This window comes from Bradyrhizobium sp. dw_411 (assembly GCF_018449695.1).
Classification (GTDB): domain Bacteria; phylum Pseudomonadota; class Alphaproteobacteria; order Rhizobiales; family Xanthobacteraceae; genus Bradyrhizobium.
This window is the reverse complement of record NZ_JAAVUY010000018.1, coordinates 86669-104906: the sequence shown is the minus strand read 5'-3', so window position 1 is coordinate 104906 and position 18238 is coordinate 86669. Positions and strand designations below refer to the sequence as shown.

Below are 18238 nucleotides of genomic sequence, written 5' to 3'. Positions count from 1 at the left end.
GTCTACAATTGTCGTCATTACCCCGCAAAACTATCCTGCCAGCGCGCGGCGCACCGCGTCGCCATCGAATCCCTTGAGACCGATCACGACCAGATGCTCGGCCTGCTTCACGTCGGGACGGGCAAAGGACAGATCGACCCGGCCACCAACAGCCTGCACCACGACCGGCGACGGCCGGTTGTCGATTCGGGCATGGCCTTTGACGCGCAACACGCCGGTCTGGCTCAGCGCATCGCTGATACGCAGGCGCATCGCATCGACGCTATCGGCCGGCGAAGGCTTCACCACGATGCTGTCGAAATCGTCATGGTCGTGCTCTTCTTCTTCGCCGTGATGACCGGCTCGCGCAGCCATGTCGTCTTCGGCCGCGGAATTGAGACCGATCAGCACCGACGGCAACAGCGCGCCATGCGAGCGAACGATGCGCACACCCGGCCGCAGCACCGCCGCGAGCCGTTCCTCGATCGCGGCCAGCGCGTCGGACGACACCAGATCGCTCTTCGAGAGCACCACCAGATCGGCGCACGCCAGTTGGTCCTCGAACACTTCCTCGATCGGGTCGTCATGATCGATGGAATCATCCGCCGCGCGTTGGGCCGCAACCGCGCCTTCATCGAGCGTGACGCGGCCTTCCGACAGCGCCAGCGCATCGACGATGGTCACGACGCCATCCACAGTAGCGCGGGTGCGGACATCAGGCCACGCGAACGCCTTGAGCAGCGGTTGCGGCAGCGCCAGCCCCGAGGTCTCGATCACGATGGCATCGAGCGGACGGTCGCGCGACAGCAATTTGTCCATGGTCGGCACAAAATCATCGGCCACGGTGCAGCAGATGCAGCCATTGGTGAGCTCAACGATATCGCCGGGCGCGCAGGCTTTTGCAGCGCACTCTTCCACCAGCCCACCGTCAAAACCGGCATCGCCGAATTCGTTGACGATAACCGCGATGCGGCGGCCATCCGCCTGCGTCAGCAGCGAACGCAACAGCGTGGTCTTGCCGGCGCCGAGAAAACCGGTGAGCACCGTGACGGGAACGCGAGACATTTATTGGTTCTCCTTGGCGGAATTTACTTTGAATTGAGTCGAGCTATTGGCGATTCCTCTTACCTCTCCCCTTGTGGGAGAGGTCGGATTGCATCGCAGATGCAATCCGGGTGAGGGGTTACGGACTATCGATCGACCTGGACCCCTCACCCCAACCCTCTCCCACAAGGGGAGAGGGAGCGCACCTTCGTTGCCGTTGCAGCTTCATCTAATCTCACTATGCTTTTAGCAATGATTGTTTCAGCCAGAGCGGAAGCCCGGCGGCGATGAACACGACATTGGGCACGCAGGCCGCAACGAGCTGATTGAGCCGTCCTTGCGCGTCGCGAAACCGGCGCCCGAGCGGCGTTTCCGGCACAAGGCCAAGGCCGACTTCATTGGAAACGAAAACCACGGGATATTTGGCCACGCCAAGAAATCGCGTCAGCCGGCGCGCTTCGACTTCGGGATCGCGCTCTGCCATCATGAGGTTCGACAGCCACAGCGTCAGGCAATCGACCAGCACGGCGCGACCACGGGTCGCCTCCCGCGTCAGCGCATCGACCAGCGCCAGCGGTTCTTCGACCGTAACCCAGCCGTCGCCGCGCTGCGCGCGATGCTGCGCGACGCGCGCCTTCATCTCGTCATCCCCGGCGGTCGCGGTCGCCAGATAAATGCGCGCCAGCCCGCTGTCGCGAACCAGACTTTCGGCAAAGGCCGATTTGCCGGACCGCGCGCCGCCCAGCACCAAGGTGGTTTCGAGCGCCGTCATTTCGGCGCACGCCCGTCATCCGGCGACCAGCGCATCGGCGGCACCCGGGCGACCATGCCCTTGCGCAGAACATCCGCGCGCTCGCGCCACGGCACCAGGCCGTAATCCGATTTCTGATAGGACTTTACAAATGACTTCAGCGCGGCGGTGCCGCTTTCGGTCTGCAGGTCGCCGAACAAAAACGTGTAGCCATCCGGGCTCGTCACCGCGACGGTTGCCGGGCGCTTGCAGACGCTGAGGCACTGCACCGGCCGCACCATGACGCCGGGATCATCCGCGCCAAGTGCGGCGCGCACCGCGGCGAACATCTCCGAACCCACCACCGCGCCGCCATCGGCGGTCTTGCAGGTGATGCAGACGCTGACGACGACAGGACCGCCCGGCAGGTTGGACTGCCGCAGCTCAACCAGCGTCGAATCCAAGGAATCTTCCTCAGCGCTTTCGCGATCCATCACAGGCTCACATCAAGGCCTAAAGGCCACGAGCTTTGTTGGGTCGCGCTCGAAGGCTCATCGCCGTCAAGCTCGCTCCCGTCCGGTGCACCCCGCCCCGACGACGCCTCCAAAGCACAGTTCGTGATGGCAGGTCTCCTGGCTCGCGGGTCGTTGCCATCAGCCGCCTTCCCGGGAATTCCCAGTGGCACCGGCGAGGGCTCGTCGCTTACAGTTGCGGGGGCAGCCCCGGCCTTGAAAGCTCCAATGAGAGCATTCGCACCGGCTTCCCTTTTCACCTTCCACGTGGAAGGACCATCGTGGATGACGCTAGCTGGCACCCCCGCCGGGGTCAACCGGGCATAGCCGCAGTTGACCTGATGGTGGGCGTTGCGTCAGGTAAGATCACGCGAAAGGGAACCCGATGTCGTCTGACTTGCAGGAATTCTGCGATTTGAAGCAATTTTGGCAGCCGCCAGCCATTGCGCCGCTCGATCAGCAGCTTGTGACCGCCATGCGCGGGCGCATCGACGGCAAGGCCAAGCCGCCGGGATCGCTGGGGCGGATCGAGGACCTGGCCGTGCAGCTCGGCATGATCCGGCACCCCGAGCCGCCGCGGGGCGACAGAGCGGTATTATTGGTGTTCGCCGCCGACCACGGCCTCACCGAGGAAGGCGTCTCGCAATATCCTTCCGCCGTGACGGTCGCGATGGTGATGACCTATCTGGCCGGCCGCGCCACCGCCAATGCGTTCGCCGCCGCCAGCAATGTGACCATCCGCGTGATCGATGCCGGCGTCGCGGCCGATCTCCCCGCGCATCCGGATTTGATCGTAGCCAAAATCCGCATGGGCACCGCGAACGCGGCGCGCGAGCCGGCGATGACGCCGCGACAGGCCGCGGACGCGCTGGCACGCGGCTGCCAGATCGCAATCGATCAGATCAAGGCCGGCGCTGATATTATCGCGCTTGGCGAAATGGGCATCGGCAATACGGCTTCTTCGGCGCTGCTGGCCCATCGCCTTGCGCCCGCGACGCTGTCGGATTGCATCGGCGTCGGTGCCGGCCAGGACGAACCGGGAATGGCCCGCAAGCGCGCGGCGATCGAAAAGGCCGCCGCGCGCAGCAATGCCACCGCGCCGTTCGAGGTGCTGGTTGAATTCGGCGGGCTGGAAATCGCCATGATGGCCGGCGCGGTGCTGGGCGCGGCATCGCAGCGCCGCCCGGTATTGGTCGATGGATTCATTTCCAGCGCCGCGACGCTGGTCGCGATCCGGCTGGTCCCCGCCGCGCGCGATTATTGCGTGTTCGCGCATCGCTCCGCGGAAAAGGGCCACGACATCCTGCTCGCCGCGCTCCACGCAAACCCGCTGCTCGATCTCGGCTTGCGGCTTGGCGAAGGCACCGGCGCCCTGCTCGCGGTGCCGCTGGTGCGCGCGGCGGCAAGGCTGCTGACCGATGTCGCCGATCTCAGCGACGTGCTGGCCGGAAAACTCTGAGATGAGCGCGAACCGCGACTTCTTCAACGCGCTGCGGTTCATGACCATCTTCCCCGTGCCATCGTCCGAGACCGCCACCACGCCGGACTGGCTGTCGCGTTGCGCGAAATATTTTCCGGCAGTCGGGATTTGCGTCGGCCTGGTATCGGCCGTGGTTTTACTGTTGGCGGGCTCGATCTGGAGTCCGGTGATTGCGGCGCTGCTCGCGGTGGCCGCAAGTATCATCGTGACCGGCGCGCTGCACGAAGACGGCCTCGCTGACACTGCCGACAGCTTCGGCGGAGGCTGGAGCGTGGAAAAGCGGCTCGCGATCATGAAGGACAGCCGGATCGGCGCTTACGGCGCGCTCGCGCTGCTATTTGGCGTTGCATTGCGCGTGACGTCCTTGGCGGGGATGCCGTTATGGACCGGCGCCGCAGCGCTGATCGCCGCCCACGCTGCCGCACGCATCACGCCAGCCCTCGTCATGAATGCGCTGCCATACGCCGGCGATACCGCCGCGATGAAGGTGAGCTATGCCGACGCGCCCGTCAGCACGAATGACATCTGGTTCGCATTGCTCGTCGTCGGCTGCGCGCTGGTGCCGCTGGCTTCGATATCGATTACGTCGGCGATTTCGGGACTCCTGCTCGGCGCCCTCCTCGCCGCCGCCCTTGCGCTGTGGGCGCGCAGGCTGATTGACGGCTATACCGGCGATGTCCTCGGCGCGATCGAACAGATGTTCGAGATTGGCTTTTTGCTCGGCGTCGCCGCCATCATCCGATAGGCCATTGCAGCGGAATCTCATACGGCGTGCCTTCGCGCGCTTCGGCACCGCGGCCGATTTTTTCAATCGCCTCGATCATGCGACCGTCGCGCGCCAGCAGATCATCCGCGAGCCGGACCATCAGCCGGTTCGGCGTCGCGAACGGCGCGCGCCGGCGCAATTCATCGGCGACGTCTCGCTCAAAACCGGGATTGCGATCGCAGGCGATGACAAACGCCGCCGCACTGGAGCGGCTGATCCCGGCCCAGCAATGGATCAGCAGCGGCCGTTGAGGTTCGTGTTGACGGCCAAAATCGAGTACCGCCTGCATCGTGTCGTGGTCCGGCAGCGTCAGGCCCGGCATCGGCTCCACGACATCGTGAAACGCTAGCCGCACATGCCGTTCGCGAGCGAACGCGCTCCAGTCGGTTTCCGGATGGCCCGGCGACAGCAGCGTCAGCAGGTCGTAATTTTGCAGACGCGCGGTGACGGTTTCGAGGGCGTTGAGCGAAGTGACGTGAATCATGGATGCACTTTAGTAGGATGGGTGGAGCGAAGCGATACCCATCAATTCCAGCTTGTGAAAGTGATGGGTTTCGCAACGGGCTCAACCCACCTACAGGACGCCGTCGTCCCGGCCCTGTGCGCAATTGCGCACAAGGAGCCGGGACCCATAACCACAGGACCTTGTGTTGCGCGAAAGTCGTCCAACAGCATCCTCCAACGATAGGCCGCGGCGTATGGGTCCCGGCTCGAGGCCGGGACGACGAGGATGAGATAGCGGTGTCACGCATCAGCGCTTGAAAATCATCCGCTCGACATCGAGCCGTTGCTGCCAGCGGTGACGATCGAGTTCGGGATCGAGATGTTCTTCCACCGGCCAACCGAGGCAGAGATAGGCGACCAGCGTCCAGGTTGAGGGCACGTCGAGCGCGCGATGCACGGCGTCGGGCTCGAGAATCGAAACCCAGCCGAGCCCCAATCCCTCCGCGCGCGCGGCCAGCCATAATGTCTGAATCGCGGCGACGACCGAATAGCGCAGGGTTTCGGGCATGGTGCGGCGGCCGAGGCCGCTGCCCTCCTCCGCCGCTTCGTCGGCGAACACAGCGACATGGACCGGCGCGTTCTCGAGGCCCTCCAGTTTCAGCCGCGCATAATGCGCGCGCTGTTCGCCATGATAGCTTTCGAGTGCGTCGGCATTGGACCGCACAAAGCTGCTTCTGATCGCGTCGCGGCGATCGGCTGATTCGACCAGCACGAACCGCCAGGGCTGGCAGTGCCCGACCGAAGGCGCGTGGCTCGCGAGTTCGAGCAGCGAATGCATCAAGCCGGCATCGATGGGATCGCGGCGAAAACGACGCACATCGCGGCGCCAGAGGATGAGATCGCGGAATGCCTCGCGAAATTTATCGTCGAATTGCCGCGGCGTTTCCGTCATGCGGCTGCCCCGTCGATGACATGGAAAAACGTCCCCGTGGTTGAGCCCCGCCGCATGCCCTGTTCGGGCACGTTGGCGCCGGAAGCGTCCCGGCAATCGACCAGCGCTTCGCCATCGACCGAAACGATACTCGCATAATGGTATTCATGGCCGAACACTTCGTTGCCCGCCGCGCCAAGCGAACAATCGCGCTGCAGCCGCGCGCGGCGATAGCCCAGATGCAGCTTGCGCTTCGCAAAAGACGTTTCGAGTCCGAGCAGCCCCGCCATCTCGTGTCGTACGCCGTCGGCATCTTCGAGGCCGCGACCCAGCACCATGTAGCCGCCGCACTCGCCGTGGATCGGAACGGAACGCACGGCCAGTGCGCGAAGCCCTTTGTGGAAATGATACGCCGCCGCCAGCGTGCCGGCGTGAAGCTCGGGATAACCCCCGGGCAACCAGACGGCGTCAGCAGTCGCATCTGGCGCTTCATCGGCCAATGGCGAGAACGGAATGATCTCCGCGCCGGCGCTGCACCATTGCCGCAGCAGATGCGGGTACATAAATGAAAATGCGCGGTCCTGCGCCAATGCGATGCGCTGTCCCGGTGGCGGCAGCTTTGATGCGTTGGAACGCGCGTCACTGGCTGCGGGCAACACCTTCGCGGGCCGCGCCGCTCGCCGGATCGCATCGACATCGATGACGGCATCGATCGCATCTGCAAGCCGATCCAGATGCTGGTCGATATTTTCGATCTCGCGCGCCTGCACCAGGCCGAGATGCCGTTCGGGCAGTGCAATCCCTTCATCGCGCAGGATCGCACCGAACAGCGGCAGCTTGATCCGCTCGAACGCCGGTGCGATCAGGGCCAGATGCCGCGCGCTGGCGACGCGGTTGAGGATCACGCCGGCGATAGCGACGTCGTCGCGATATCCGGCACAGCCGAGCGCGACGGCCGCCGCGGTCTCGGTCTGGCCGGTGACATCGAGCACCAGCACGACCGGCCATCCCAACAGTGCGGCCAGATCGGCCGTGGTGCCTGAGCCGGATTGCCCGCGCGCCGCGGCGCCGTCGAACAATCCCATCACGCCTTCGGCAATGGCGATATCTGCATCCATCGATGTTGTCGCGGCCAGTGTCGCGATCAGGCCTGCGCCCATCGCCCAGCTATCGAGATTGTAGCTGGCGCGTCCCGCCGCGACCTCATGGAACGCGGGATCGATATAGTCAGGCCCGCATTTGAACGGCTGCACGCGGTGATCCCTGCGACGCAGCGCGCGCAACAACCCAAGCGTGACGGTGGTCTTGCCGGCGCCGGAACGCGGCGCGGCAATGATCAGGCCCGGTGCAGCGGCGGGATGGATCATGGCCAGCCCACCATATTGGCCAGCAATTGCTGCCGCATCGACGCAATCGCGCCGACGATCACGATGGCGGGCGAACCGATGCCCTCGCGCGCGGCATCGGCGACGGCCGTCCCGAGCGTGGTTTCGATCACGCGCTCCTCCGGCGTGGTGGATGCGCTGATCACCACCGCGGGCGTATCATGCGCCATGCCGCCGCGCTCGAAAGCGCTCATGATATCAACCAAATTCGCCATCGGCATGTAGACGATGATCGGCTGCCCGACGCGCGCCAGCTTTTCCCATTCGGCGACCGAGCTGCCATCGGCCGCGCGGCTACCCGCCATCAGGATGATGGCATGATTGGTATCGCGCGTGGTTGCGGGAATACCAGCCAGCGCGGCGGCCGCCAATCCCGACGTGATGCCCGGGATGATGCGGAACCGCAACCCGGCGCGCACCAGCGCCAGCACTTCCTCGCCGCCGCGTCCGAACACAAAGGGATCGCCGCCCTTGAGGCGCAACACGCGCCGCTGCATCCGGGCGCGCTCGATCAGGAGGTCGTTGATGTCCGCCTGTTGCGCCGATGGCTTGCCGCCGCGCTTGCCTGCAAAGAACAATTTTGCCTGCGGCCCCGCGAGTTCGAGGATGCGCGGATCGACCAGCGCATCGTGGACGATATCGTCGGCGGTTTGCAGCGCGTGAAGCGCATACAGCGTCAGCAGCCCGGGATCTCCGGGACCGGCGCCGGCCAGCCAGACCTCGCCCGGTGGGAAATCAGGAAAATCGGGAAGCCTCAACTCCATCACGAGTCTCTTCCGCGGAACCGGCGCTGATAGGCCGCGTCATAGAGCGCGCTTTCACGAAAATCCCGCGCGGCCAGCACCTCGCCGACCAGAATGAGCGCGGTGCGATCGATATTGGTCTTCGCGACTTCGGCGACGATGGTGCCGAGCGTGGCGCGGATGATTTTCTCGTCCGGCCAGCTCGCACGGAACACCACCGCGACCGGGCAAGCCTGGCCATAGGCGGGAATGAGTTCCGCGACGGTTTTGTCGAGCGCGTGGATGGACAGATGAATCGCCAGGGTCGCGCGGGTCGCGGCGAAGGCGGCAAGGTTTTCGGTTTCCGGCATCGACGACGCGCGGCCCGAGGTGCGCGTCAGCACCACCGATTGCGCGACTTCGGGCAGCGTCAATTCTCTGGCCAGCGCGGCCGAAGCGGCTGCGAAGGCCGGAACACCTGGGGTTACCGTGAAGGGAATATCGAGCGCTTCTAACCGCCGTAGCTGTTCGCCCAGCGCGCTCCAGATCGACAGGTCGCCGGAATGAAGCCGCGCGACATCCTGGCCCTCGCCGGTCGCGCGCTGGAATTCGGCGACAATCTCATCAAGCGACATCGGCGCGGTATCGATGATGCGCGCGCCGGGCGGGCAATAATCGAGCAACGCCTTCGGCACCAGCGAGCCCGCATAGAGGCAGACCGGGCACTTGGCGATCAGATCGCGTCCACGCACCGTGATGAGATCGGGCGCGCCGGGCCCGGCGCCGATGAAATGAACGGTCACGATCCCTCACCCACGGCAATGGCACAGGTCACTCGGTTGGCCGCGACGCGCGCGCCGAGCAGCCGCGCGTTGGGTCCGGCCGCGACCAGCGCGGAGGCTTCCGCGATCGACGGCACGCCCTTGATGGCCTGAACGCGCAACGAGCGCGTCAACACCTGATCGGCGACCCGTCCGAGATCCGCGACCGAGCAACTCAAGACGGGAATCGACAGCGACTTGGCCGCGCCGGCGATGCCGCGCTCATCGGCCTTCGAGCTTTCGGTCGCAATCGCGGTGAGGTTTTCCTGCGCGATGCCGAAATTCGAAAGCGCGACCGCAATCAGGTTCACAATCTCCTCGGAGGACGTTTCGCGTCCGCATCCGATGCCCGCAACGATCATGGCTTCCTCACTCGCCATTGCGTGACCGGCATCGCCGGCCGCCAGCCCGTCATCGCGCCCACTCTATCGGCTCTGGCGACCTGCAGTCGAATGAGTTCGCCGCCATATTGCTGGAAATAACCGGCCAGCCGCGCTTCGGTTTCCAGCGAGATGGCATTGGCGACAAGACGCCCGCCTGGCTTCAGCGCCGCCCACGCCGCATCGAATACGCTGTCATCATTCATGCCGCCGCCGATGAAGACCGCATCCGGCCGCGCCAATCCTGCCAGCACGTCCGGCGCATGGCCCTGCACGATCTCCAGTTCCGGCACGCCGAGCGCTGCCGCATTGCGCGCGGCGCGCTCGGCGCGGTCGCTGCGTGACTCGATGCCGGTGGCACGGAGCGAGCGATGCAGCAACAGCCACTCGATCGCGACCGAGCCCGCGCCGAGCCCGATATCCCACAGCAATTGTCCCTGCACTGGCTGCAGCGATGACAGCGTGACCGCTCGAATTTCCCGCTTTGTCAGTTGGCCGTCATGCTCGAACAGATCGTCGTCGAGGCCCGAGCCCAAGGGAATGATGGCAGCATCCGGTTCCGCTATGACCTCGATCGCAATCGTATTGAGCGGCTGGATATCGCTGATATCGAATTGCGAAGCCGTCGCGTGATGCGTTCGCTCGCGCGGGCCGCCCATCGCCTCCAACACGGTCATGCGCGATTGTCCCATGCCCCGCGCCGCGAGCAACTCGGCCAACTGACGCGGCGTGGCGCTGTCCCAGGATAGCGCCAGGATTCGCGCGCCGGGTTGCAGATGCCGGATAATGCCGGTGAGCGCGCGGCCATGCAGCGTGACCAGCGCGACATCCTGCAGCGGCCAGCCCATCCGCGCTGCGGCGAGACTGAAGGCGGAAGGCTGTGGCAGGCAAATGAACTCGTCGGCGGCAACAAAAGCCGCGATCTGCTTGCCGACGCCGAAATGAAAGGGATCGCCGCTTGCCAGCACCACGACCGGGCGACCGCGTTGGCGCTCGATTTCGGGGAAGGCGTCGCCGATCGGGTTCGGCCATGCGAGACGCCGACCCTGAATGAGTTCACCCGCCAGTTCCAGATGGCGCGCGCCGCCGACGACCAGTTCGGCGGACCGAATGAGTTGCCGCGCGACGGACGACAATCCATCCACGCCGTCTTCACCGATGCCGACGATGGACAGCCAGCGTTGCACTGTGCAAGTTGCAGTTTCAGCCATCACGGAACAAAGCCCCGATGCGCATTCTCATTCTCGGAGGGTCGACGGAATCCTCGGAACTGTCGCGTCTCATCGTGGGCGACAAGCGCTTCGACACGACGCTGTCGCTGGCCGGGCGAACCTTGAAGCCGAGGCCGCAGCCGGTTCGCACCCGGACCGGCGGCTTTGGGGGCGCCGACGGATTGGCCGCGTGGCTGGCGCAGGAATCGATCGAGGCCGTGGTCGATGCAACGCATCCCTACGCCGATCGTATCTCGGCCAATGCCGTGAATGCCTGCACACGGCTTGCGCTGCCGCTCGCCACCATCCTGCGACCGGCCTGGCAGGCTGTAACAGGCGACAACTGGCTGACGGTTGCTAGTGCGCAAGCGGCGGCCGATGCGCTCGGGTCGAAGCCACGCCGGGTCTTTCTCAGCCTCGGCCGTCTCGAACTCGACGCCTTCGCAACCGCTCCTCAGCATCATTATGTCGCGCGCAGCATCGAGCCGCCCGATGTCGCGTTGCCGCCGGATATCGATTTGATCTTCGACCGCGGCCCGTTCGACGAGCAAGCCGAGACCGCGCTGCTCACGCGGGAAAAGATTGATGTGATCGTTTCCAAGAATTCGGGCGGCGCGGCGACCTATCCGAAGATCACGGCAACGCGCAAGCTGGGCATTCCCGTCGTGATGATCGCGCGACCGGTTAAAGTGCACGGCCATGCGGTGGAGCTTCCCGCTGACGCTGTTAGATGGCTGGAGCAACAACTCGCTCATCGCGCCATCCCGGGTTCGGCGCGCGGGGTATAGACCCAAGGGCGCTGTCCTGCGCGCGGGATGAGCCGCGTCGTCGTGGCGCCGATCATGACCAGCGTGCGCATATCGGCCAATGCCGGATCGGCTTCCGCCAAAGTGGTGACGGTGACGCTCGTTTCCGGCGTCGCGGCTTTCCGCACGAACAGCACCACCGTCTGCGGCGGCTTGATCGATCGCAGGAGATCAAACGCCTGCCCGAGCTGATGCGGCCGGGCTTTTGACGCGGGATTATAGAGCGCGATGACGAAATCGCCGGTCGCGGCGGCGCGCAAACGGCGCTCGATGGTTTCCCAGGATTTCAGATTGTCCGACAGCGAGATCGCGCAGAAATCGCCGCCAAGCGGCGCGCCGGCTTCGGCCGCGGCGGCCAGCATCGCGGTGATCCCGGGCTCGACGCGAATATCGAGTTCGCGCCATTGCGAAGTCCCGCCTTCGACAGCTTCGAACACCGCCGCCGCCATCGCGAACACGCCGGGATCGCCGCCGGAGACCACCGCGACTTTCCGGCCTTCGGCCGCGAGCGCCAGCGCGTGACGTGCGCGCACGATCTCGACACGGTTATCGGTGGGGTGGCGGCGCTGGCCGGGGATGTTTTCAGGAATGCGATCGAGATAGGGTCCATAGCCCACAAGATCCGTCGCGGCATCCAGCGCGCGCGAAGCGGCCGGCGTCAGCAAGTCCTGCGATCCCGGCCCTAGCCCGACAATGACCAGCGAGCCGCTCACAGCCGCCTCCCCTGACCGGGAATCAGCACCATCGAAAAATAGGGACTGCCGACTTCAGGCCCCTCGGACAGCGGCATGATCCGCTCGCCCTTCATGCTGCCGCGCTCGACATAGATCGCGCGCGCCAAGAGCCCGGCAGCGGTGACGGCGCGGCGAATTTTCGCGAGGTTCTTGCCGACCTTCATGATGACAGCCGCGTCGGTATCGGCGAGGCGGCGCGTCAACTGTTCTTCGCCCATCGTTCCCGGCAAAACCGAAAGCGCGTCGTCGCCCCAGGTGATCGGCGCATTGGCGCGGGTCCAGCAACCCGACATGCCGGTGACACCGGGCACCACTTCAATCGGGAAGATTTTATCGAGACGGCGCCAGATATGCATGAACGACCCATAGAAAAACGGATCGCCTTCGGCCAACAGCCCAACGGATTTGCCTTGCCGCAGCAGCGCCGAGACGGTCTCGGCGCTGGCCTCATAGAACCGGCTGATCTGTTCCTGATATCTCGGGTCTTCAGGCGGAATTTCATTGGTGACGGGATATTCAAGCCGCAACTCTTCGCGATGCTCGCCCATCAGGGGATCGACGATGCCGCGCGCATTGCCCTGCAGGCCACGCTTGGCGAAGAACGCGATCACATCCACTTGCTGCACCAGCGCGGCAGCGCGCAGCGTCAGATAACTGATATCGCCGGGCCCGACGCCGATGCCATACAGCATTCCCTTGCGGGCGGTTCCGCCGATCGCGTCAAGATCCATCATTCGCGCTCACTCGCCAGCGCATTGACCGCCGCCACGGCCATCGCGCTGCCACCCCGGCGTCCGCGCACAATTAAAAAAGGTACGCGGGTCTGCAGCGCGAGCGCTTCCTTCGATTCCGCGGCGCCGACAAAGCCGACGGGAACGCCGATGATCGCGGCAGGCAGTGGCGCACCCCGATCGATCATGTCGAGCAGGTGAAACAACGCGGTCGGCGCATTGCCGATCGCGACAATGGCGCCTTCGAGATGCGGCCGCCACAGCTCCAGCGCCGCGGCCGATCGGGTATTTCCGATCTCGGCAGCGAGCCCTGCCACAGAGGGATCGTCCAGCGTACAGATGACGTTATTGTTGCGCGGCAACCGGCTGCGGGTGATGCCGTTTGAAACCATCTTCGCATCACAGAGTATCGGCGCGCCGCGCGATAGCGCCTGCGAGGCCGAGGTGGCAAAGGTCGGCGACATCACGATATCCTCGACGATATCGACCATGCCGCAGGCGTGAATGATGCGGACGGCGACCTTCTCTTCGTTGGCCTTGAAACGCGACAGATCGGACTCGGCGCGGATGATCGCAAACGAGTTGCGATAGATCTCGGCGCCATCCCGGATGTAGGAACGCAACTCAGTCATGCCGCTGGCTTTCGAACTCAAACATTTTGCCGGGATCAGCGGCCAATTCAGCAAAACAGTAACGGCCGGCGGGCCGATCCTGCGCGGTGCCGTGGCGTACGACGCCGTAATGCCCATCGGAACCAACCAGCACGAGATCGGCGGCGCCGGTTTTCGCGCATCCCTTGGCGCAACCGGAGACATGAACGGTCCCGGCAAAACCAGATTGCGGCAGCAACGCCGCCAGCCGACGACCGTCGCCGCGCGTGTCCAGCGTGGTTGATTGGCAGCCCGGAGCCCCCGTGCATGCCTCGATTTGAAGCAGCTGGTCGCGCGGATCGGTGATCAGGCCCTCGCGCGCAGCGGCAGCGAGGATGCCACGTGCGGCGTGTCCGCTCGATACTCCGGCATACAGCGCGCGCCACGGCGAAAGCCTGATCTCATCGATACCGAGTGAGGCCATCACATCCGTGAACTTGCGAAGCTGATCGCTCTCAATGCGACCAAACGGCGCGGCGATTCCCACAGCGAACTTATCGTGACCCAGCTCGATCAAGCCGATACGATCCGACGAAGCATCCAGCTCGCGCGGATGTTCACGCAACGCATCCAGCCGCAGTCGCATCGCGCCACGGATAGCTGCAAGCCCCTCATCGGAGAGATCGCGCATGCGGTGCCGCTTGTCGCGCGACGCAGCCTTGATGAAGAGAAGACCGATCTCGGTCGCCACGGCGGCTGCCGCGCCGGGCGCAGTTGACCCGAGCCATTCGATCCCGGCTCGCGTCTCGATTCCGATCGCGATCTGCGCGCCGATCGCCACAAGGCGCACATCGGCGCGCTGCGCCGCCAGCGAAAGCGCTCCACCGCCATCAATGATAAAACCGAATTTGGACGGCAGCGCCCACAGCGACCGGTCCGAAGTCAGCCAGCGCGCCAGCTCGCCCGCAATCGGCCTGACATCGCAGGCTTCGGTGGGATCGATCCCCGCCAGCGGATTGATCATGACGTTGCGGACGGCTTCACCCTCCGCATTGGCATCGAGCAATCCGAGCCGTGCGATCACATCGTGCAAATCTGGAAGCGACGCTTCGCGCACGCCCCGGATCTGCAGATTGGCCCGCCGCGTCAGATCGATGTGGCCGTTGCCGAATTCCCGCGCGGCATCGGCGAGCGCACCCAGATCCTGCGGGCGCAGACTCGCGGATTGCGGGCGCACGCGGACGATCAGCCCGTCGCCGCTTTGCATCGGCCGCAAAGCACCGGGGCACCAGCCCTTCACCTCGAATGCCACTGAGCGGTTCAATTCCTGGTTCCTCTGACGGCGGCGGCCAGGATCAGCCGCCGCCCCCTATTCAGCCAAATCGTGCTTAAAAGCAAAGTCAACCAATAGCTGGCGCAAACCATTGAAAACAGGCGAAAAATCAAGCCTCCGGGCCTGGCGGCTCAAGTTTTGGCGGGACCTGCGCGCCGCATCAAATAGCTGTCCATGATCCACCCATTGGCCGCACGCGCATCGGCCCGCATCCGCTCGATCTCGCCGGCCACGTCCCGCAGCTTGCCGGAGACCAGAACCTCATTGGGCATGCCGAGATAGGCGCCCCAGAAGATATCCATGTCCTGATCCACAAAGCGCTTGTAGGTGTTTTCGGCATCGAGCATCACCACGACACTGTCGGCGCCTTCAGGAAAACCCTCCGCCAGCTTCCGCCCGGTCGTGATCTCGATCGACTGGCCGATACGATTGAGCGGCACCTTGTGTTTCGCCGCCAGCGCCTGAACGCTGCTGATGCCGGGAATGACTTCATAGTCGAGCTGATGACGGCCGCTACCCGCGATGATTTCGACGATGCGGATCGTGCTGTCGTAGAGCGCCGGATCGCCCCACACCAGAAACGCGCCGCATTCGCCGTCCGCCATCTCCTGCGCGATCAGGCGCTCGAACAAAGCCTGCTTGTCGTGGTTGAGGTCATCGACAACAGAGAAATAATCCTCGGTGCCGCGCGTCCATTCCGGACTGGTGGCGTCGACAAAACGGTGCTTGTTGCCCTTGATGTAGCGGCGGCAGATTTCCTTGCGCAGCTCGATCAGTTCAGCCTTGCTCTCGCCCTTGTCCATCAGGAAGAACACGTCAACCCGGTTGAGCGCGTTGACGGCCTGCATCGTGACGTAGTCGGGATCGCCCGCCCCGATGCCGATAATGAGTATCTTCTTCATCGAACCAGACTCCACTTACCTCCCCCGCAAGCGCAGGGCTATCGCATATGACTTTCCGCCGCGGTAATCGCCTGGGGCCTCATGGTTCGAGACGCCTCGAAGACGAGGCTCCTCACCATGAGGGTTTGAGATTTAACCGCACAGAAAGTCCTCATCCTGAGGGGACGCCGCAGGCGGCCGTCTCGAAGGATGGCCGCAAGCGGGAGAGGTGGCGCACCTTCGTCTGCCGTTGCAGATCAATCTAATCTCATCATCCACTAAAACTGCCAGTGATATCGCGCGGCAAAAGCGTTCACGGGGCCGCGGTCGGCGTTGTAACCGGGGTTGCTGACGAACTGGTAGTCGAACGACACTTTCGACGAAGCGTTCAGCGCATAGCTGTAATAAGCCTCGAAGATTTTCTCGAGGCCGTAATTATTCAACTGCCCGTCGCCGACGAGAATGCCGAGGCCACCGGCATTGAGGAATGCGACATGGGCGGCGGAGATGCCATTGATAACGCCGGCAACGCCGATGGTGTCGTCCGGACGTCCCCATGATTTGCCGTTGATGGAAACGCCGGCCGCGATGGTGCGGTCGATATCGGTGAAATCCCACGGCTCGATATTGCCATCGGCCCAGCCGGCGCGAAGAAAAACGCCGAGATTGTCGTTGACCTGCTGTTCGATATTCATGCTGACGCTGGGACGGCTGGTGTAGGACCTGACAGCATTGATATCGGCCGGCAGACCGGTGGCCAGTGCCAGCGCGACCGCATCCGAGTATTGCCCGGCATTACCGCGGCTGAGGAGTCCGGTGATCTTGATCTTGCCCGGCTGTCCCCACAGTTCATGGCGTTCCTCGATTTCTCCCACCATCTGGAATTGCTGGAAGGTCGAGTCGAGCCCGTACGCTGTCGGGCTTACGCCTCCCGCGGGCGATGTCGACAGATCGAACACACCCGCGCGCAGCGTCCAGCGGCCCTGGTACCATTCGGCTGCGCCGCCGTAGGTGTAGCCCCAGCCATCGCCGGCATAGTCGAACGTGCCGGTATTGATGAACGCCCAGTTCAGGAAATCGGTCTTCGGATTGGTGGCGTATTTGTTGGTATCGAAGAGGTCGGCGGCACTGAACCGGCCCACCGTCAGCACCAGCCGGTCGGTGCTGCGCGACCCCGCAAATTGATTCATGTCGGCATCGACCTTTTCGGTATCGCCGCCGAGATTGATGGTCTGGCGCAGAAAAGCGCGCTGAATGCGCGCATAGGGATCGGCCTGGCCGAGCTTGTAAGACTCACCACTCAAGGAACCAGCGGTGCCGTGGGTATTGTTCAACCCAAAACCCTGATCGATCTCGGGGTTGGTCCAGAACTCGGCGCCCTGCCACAGCTTCACGCCAGCGAACAGCGTGAGGTCGAAGGTCTCCCGGTTCTGGCCGCCGCCTGATAGGCTGTTGGTGCCCTCATAGGGCGAGCGGAACGACGGATAGCCCTGGTCGACGAAAGTCGCCTGTCCGTGCACGCTGATGATATCGGGCGCGAACGGCGCCACCACAAACGACGCCTGCGGCGAACCGAAATGATAGTTCAGCCCGAGCCGAAGCTCCTGCAGCGAAAAATCGGAACTGATGCGCTGTCCCGAGAACGGGTAGTTTACGCTGGTGGTCGGATAGCCGGTCCACAAATATTCGGCCTTCGCGGTCCAGTTCGGCGCCACCGGAAATTCAACGCCGGCCCCCGCCGCCCAGCCGAACCGCCACAGGAACGGCGCTTCGCTGTTGCCGGACGCCGTTTGCGTGAGTGTCTGCTGGTTGTAGGTCCAGGCCAGACCGCCGGTCGCATAGAACAGCCAGCTTCCGGGCGCGTATCCGATGCGGCCGCGCACCGTGCCGAACGTGATCGCCGTTTCGCTCAGGCTTGCCGGGCCGAGCACCGGCGAATTGAAATTGGACACGCCCGTGATCGACAATCCATTCACGTCAGGAAAGGGATGAAACGAAATGTCGGCTTCGCCGCCGATCAGGACGCGGTTGGAGAGTATGGTGTTGTAGCCGACCTGCGCGCCCGCGAAAAAACTTCCCGATTCGAAAAAATGATCGGGCGCCTGAAACACGGTCATCGAGCCTGATACCAGCGGCAGACCTGCCACTGTCGGGGTGGCGGTCCAATCCGAATTGCCCGTCGCGACGCCCAAATGCCCGCCGACATAGAAACCGGTCCAGTCAAAGGCTTTAGGCGTAGGCAGCGCCTTATAGGCGATCGGAAGATCGGCAGCCGCCAGGGGGCCGGTTATCTGAAGGATCACTGCGCTCGCCAGCAGCGCGGCACGGCTCGTCCGCCCGCGCAAGCGCGGCGTCACACCTTCCGGCAAAATCCTTTCCGGCAAAATTTTCGGAGAAATCGAGATCAAACGCGCCGCCAAGGCCGCCCCTCCATCCGCAGACAGTTCCAGTTCTGTCACCGCAGCGAAAAGACCGCGCCCTGCGCGCGCACCGCACGCCGGATGGATGACTTGCCCAGGTCGGTCTCCTGGCTCGCGGGTCATAACCCCTCTCCGCCTTCCCGGGTTTTGCCTGAAAAACCCAGTGGCCTTTTGGAGAAGGACTCACCGCCTACAGTTGCGGGCGCAGCTTCGGATTTGGCTCACCGTCACAACGATATTCGTCAGGACGAGACAGGCCTCACCGAATTCCCTTTTGCCGATCAGCGCGACCAACAAACCTGAACACATTTATCCTGAAACCATCCCGCCATCCCTGT

At 64.0% G+C, this 18238-nt stretch carries 19 protein-coding genes and 2 riboswitches; of the genes, 3 read left to right on the top strand and 16 right to left on the bottom strand.

Translation table 11 applies throughout. From position 1 onward, the window contains the following. Nucleotides 1–30: 30 nt before the first annotated feature. The 3 genes from cobW to HB676_RS26680 all read right to left on the bottom strand — a co-directional run bounded on the left by cobW (nt 31) and on the right by HB676_RS26680 (nt 2217). Entirely contained in the window at nt 31–1044 is a 1014-nt protein-coding gene (gene cobW, locus HB676_RS26690; RefSeq protein WP_213741464.1) for a cobalamin biosynthesis protein CobW, read from the bottom strand. Between the two features lie 217 nt (nt 1045–1261). Next, the gene (gene cobU / locus HB676_RS26685; protein WP_213741463.1) at nt 1262–1795 is read right to left on the bottom strand and encodes a bifunctional adenosylcobinamide kinase/adenosylcobinamide-phosphate guanylyltransferase; all 534 of its coding nucleotides are present in this window, start codon (nt 1793–1795) and stop codon (nt 1262–1264) included. Beyond that, entirely contained in the window at nt 1792–2217 is a 426-nt protein-coding gene (locus tag HB676_RS26680) for a DUF1636 domain-containing protein (RefSeq protein ID WP_249780485.1), read from the bottom strand. Before HB676_RS26680 ends, cobU begins: the two co-directional genes overlap by 4 nt. Nucleotides 2218–2357: 140 nt before the next feature. Beyond that, nucleotides 2358–2561: riboswitch (cobalamin riboswitch) on the bottom strand. Between the two features lie 89 nt (nt 2562–2650). On the opposite strand from HB676_RS26680, the gene cobT reads away from it, so the two are divergent. Together cobT and cobS are read left to right on the top strand one after the other, a co-directional pair. Then, complete coding sequence (cobT, locus tag HB676_RS26675; RefSeq protein ID WP_213741461.1) at nt 2651–3724, top strand: nicotinate-nucleotide--dimethylbenzimidazole phosphoribosyltransferase; 1074 nt, start codon at nt 2651–2653, stop codon at nt 3722–3724. A 1-nt stretch (nt 3725) separates the two neighbouring features. Continuing rightward, on the top strand, nt 3726–4490 hold the full coding sequence (cobS, locus tag HB676_RS26670; RefSeq protein WP_213741460.1) for an adenosylcobinamide-GDP ribazoletransferase: 765 nt from the start codon (nt 3726–3728) through the stop codon (nt 4488–4490). Here cobS and HB676_RS26665 read toward each other — a convergent pair. From HB676_RS26665 to cbiE, 7 genes are all read right to left on the bottom strand, one after another. Continuing rightward, complete coding sequence (locus HB676_RS26665; protein WP_213741459.1) at nt 4480–4995, bottom strand: tyrosine protein phosphatase; 516 nt, start codon at nt 4993–4995, stop codon at nt 4480–4482. The genes cobS and HB676_RS26665 overlap by 11 nt on opposite strands. 267 nt (nt 4996–5262) lie before the next feature. Continuing rightward, nucleotides 5263–5907, bottom strand: coding sequence for a 5,6-dimethylbenzimidazole synthase (gene bluB, locus HB676_RS26660; protein WP_213741458.1), 645 nt, complete (start codon nt 5905–5907; stop codon nt 5263–5265). After that, nucleotides 5904–7253: a cobyrinate a,c-diamide synthase gene (locus HB676_RS26655; protein WP_213741457.1), complete on the bottom strand. Its 1350-nt coding sequence runs from the start codon at nt 7251–7253 to the stop codon at nt 5904–5906. Before HB676_RS26655 ends, bluB begins: the two co-directional genes overlap by 4 nt. Next, nucleotides 7250–8035 (bottom strand): uroporphyrinogen-III C-methyltransferase, encoded by a 786-nt coding sequence (cobA, locus tag HB676_RS26650; RefSeq protein ID WP_213741456.1) that lies wholly within the window; start codon nt 8033–8035, stop codon nt 7250–7252. The genes HB676_RS26655 and cobA overlap by 4 nt, the downstream gene beginning before the upstream one ends. Continuing rightward, nucleotides 8035–8796, bottom strand: a complete 762-nt coding sequence (cobM, locus tag HB676_RS26645) for a precorrin-4 C(11)-methyltransferase (protein WP_213741455.1) — start codon at nt 8794–8796, stop codon at nt 8035–8037. Before cobM ends, cobA begins: the two co-directional genes overlap by 1 nt. Further along, entirely contained in the window at nt 8793–9176 is a 384-nt protein-coding gene (locus HB676_RS26640) for a cobalamin biosynthesis protein (protein ID WP_213741454.1), read from the bottom strand. The genes cobM and HB676_RS26640 overlap by 4 nt, the downstream gene beginning before the upstream one ends. Next, nucleotides 9173–10408: a precorrin-6y C5,15-methyltransferase (decarboxylating) subunit CbiE gene (gene cbiE / locus HB676_RS26635; protein ID WP_213741453.1), complete on the bottom strand. Its 1236-nt coding sequence runs from the start codon at nt 10406–10408 to the stop codon at nt 9173–9175. Before cbiE ends, HB676_RS26640 begins: the two co-directional genes overlap by 4 nt. 14 nt (nt 10409–10422) lie before the next feature. Here cbiE and HB676_RS26630 point away from each other — a divergent pair, with 14 nt between their 5' ends. Beyond that, a complete protein-coding gene (locus HB676_RS26630) occupies nt 10423–11193 on the top strand; it encodes a cobalt-precorrin-6A reductase (RefSeq protein ID WP_213741452.1) in 771 nt (256 codons plus the stop codon). Here the strand turns inward: HB676_RS26630 and cobJ are convergent. The 6 genes from cobJ to HB676_RS26600 form a co-directional block, all read right to left on the bottom strand. After that, nucleotides 11157–11924 carry a precorrin-3B C(17)-methyltransferase gene (cobJ, locus tag HB676_RS26625; protein WP_213741451.1) on the bottom strand — a complete coding sequence of 256 codons (768 nt, stop codon included), beginning with the start codon at nt 11922–11924 and terminating at the stop codon, nt 11157–11159. The two genes, HB676_RS26630 and cobJ, sit on opposite strands and share 37 nt — an antisense overlap. Then, the gene (locus HB676_RS26620; protein WP_213741450.1) at nt 11921–12679 is read right to left on the bottom strand and encodes a precorrin-2 C(20)-methyltransferase; all 759 of its coding nucleotides are present in this window, start codon (nt 12677–12679) and stop codon (nt 11921–11923) included. Before HB676_RS26620 ends, cobJ begins: the two co-directional genes overlap by 4 nt. Beyond that, nucleotides 12676–13308, bottom strand: coding sequence for a precorrin-8X methylmutase (locus tag HB676_RS26615; protein WP_213741449.1), 633 nt, complete (start codon nt 13306–13308; stop codon nt 12676–12678). Before HB676_RS26615 ends, HB676_RS26620 begins: the two co-directional genes overlap by 4 nt. Then, nucleotides 13301–14590: a precorrin-3B synthase gene (gene cobG, locus HB676_RS26610; protein WP_213741448.1), complete on the bottom strand. Its 1290-nt coding sequence runs from the start codon at nt 14588–14590 to the stop codon at nt 13301–13303. The genes HB676_RS26615 and cobG overlap by 8 nt, the downstream gene beginning before the upstream one ends. Before the next feature lie 140 nt (nt 14591–14730). Beyond that, nucleotides 14731–15501 (bottom strand): precorrin-6A synthase (deacetylating), encoded by a 771-nt coding sequence (cobF, locus tag HB676_RS26605; RefSeq protein ID WP_213741447.1) that lies wholly within the window; start codon nt 15499–15501, stop codon nt 14731–14733. A gap of 257 nt (nt 15502–15758) precedes the next feature. Beyond that, nucleotides 15759–17783 (bottom strand): carbohydrate porin, encoded by a 2025-nt coding sequence (locus tag HB676_RS26600; RefSeq protein ID WP_346347429.1) that lies wholly within the window; start codon nt 17781–17783, stop codon nt 15759–15761. 196 nt (nt 17784–17979) lie between these two features. After that, nucleotides 17980–18218, bottom strand: a riboswitch (cobalamin riboswitch). Between the last annotated feature and the right edge of the window lie 20 nt (nt 18219–18238).

What these genes read in the sequence shown, in the direction of transcription:
- cobW (WP_213741464.1), bottom strand. Translation starts at nt 1,044, where the DNA reads ATGTCTCGCGTTCCCGTCACGGTGCTCACCGGTTTTCTCGGCGCCGGC.
- cobU (WP_213741463.1), bottom strand. Translation starts at nt 1,795, where the DNA reads ATGACGGCGCTCGAAACCACCTTGGTGCTGGGCGGCGCGCGGTCCGGC.
- cobT (WP_213741461.1), top strand. Translation starts at nt 2,651, where the DNA reads ATGTCGTCTGACTTGCAGGAATTCTGCGATTTGAAGCAATTTTGGCAG.
- cobS (WP_213741460.1), top strand. Translation starts at nt 3,726, where the DNA reads ATGAGCGCGAACCGCGACTTCTTCAACGCGCTGCGGTTCATGACCATC.
- HB676_RS26665 (WP_213741459.1), bottom strand. Translation starts at nt 4,995, where the DNA reads ATGATTCACGTCACTTCGCTCAACGCCCTCGAAACCGTCACCGCGCGT.
- bluB (WP_213741458.1), bottom strand. Translation starts at nt 5,907, where the DNA reads ATGACGGAAACGCCGCGGCAATTCGACGATAAATTTCGCGAGGCATTC.
- HB676_RS26655 (WP_213741457.1), bottom strand. Translation starts at nt 7,253, where the DNA reads ATGATCCATCCCGCCGCTGCACCGGGCCTGATCATTGCCGCGCCGCGT.
- cobA (WP_213741456.1), bottom strand. Translation starts at nt 8,035, where the DNA reads ATGGAGTTGAGGCTTCCCGATTTTCCTGATTTCCCACCGGGCGAGGTC.
- HB676_RS26640 (WP_213741454.1), bottom strand. Translation starts at nt 9,176, where the DNA reads ATGATCGTTGCGGGCATCGGATGCGGACGCGAAACGTCCTCCGAGGAG.
- HB676_RS26630 (WP_213741452.1), top strand. Translation starts at nt 10,423, where the DNA reads ATGCGCATTCTCATTCTCGGAGGGTCGACGGAATCCTCGGAACTGTCG.
- HB676_RS26620 (WP_213741450.1), bottom strand. Translation starts at nt 12,679, where the DNA reads ATGATGGATCTTGACGCGATCGGCGGAACCGCCCGCAAGGGAATGCTG.
- HB676_RS26615 (WP_213741449.1), bottom strand. Translation starts at nt 13,308, where the DNA reads ATGACTGAGTTGCGTTCCTACATCCGGGATGGCGCCGAGATCTATCGC.
- cobF (WP_213741447.1), bottom strand. Translation starts at nt 15,501, where the DNA reads ATGAAGAAGATACTCATTATCGGCATCGGGGCGGGCGATCCCGACTAC.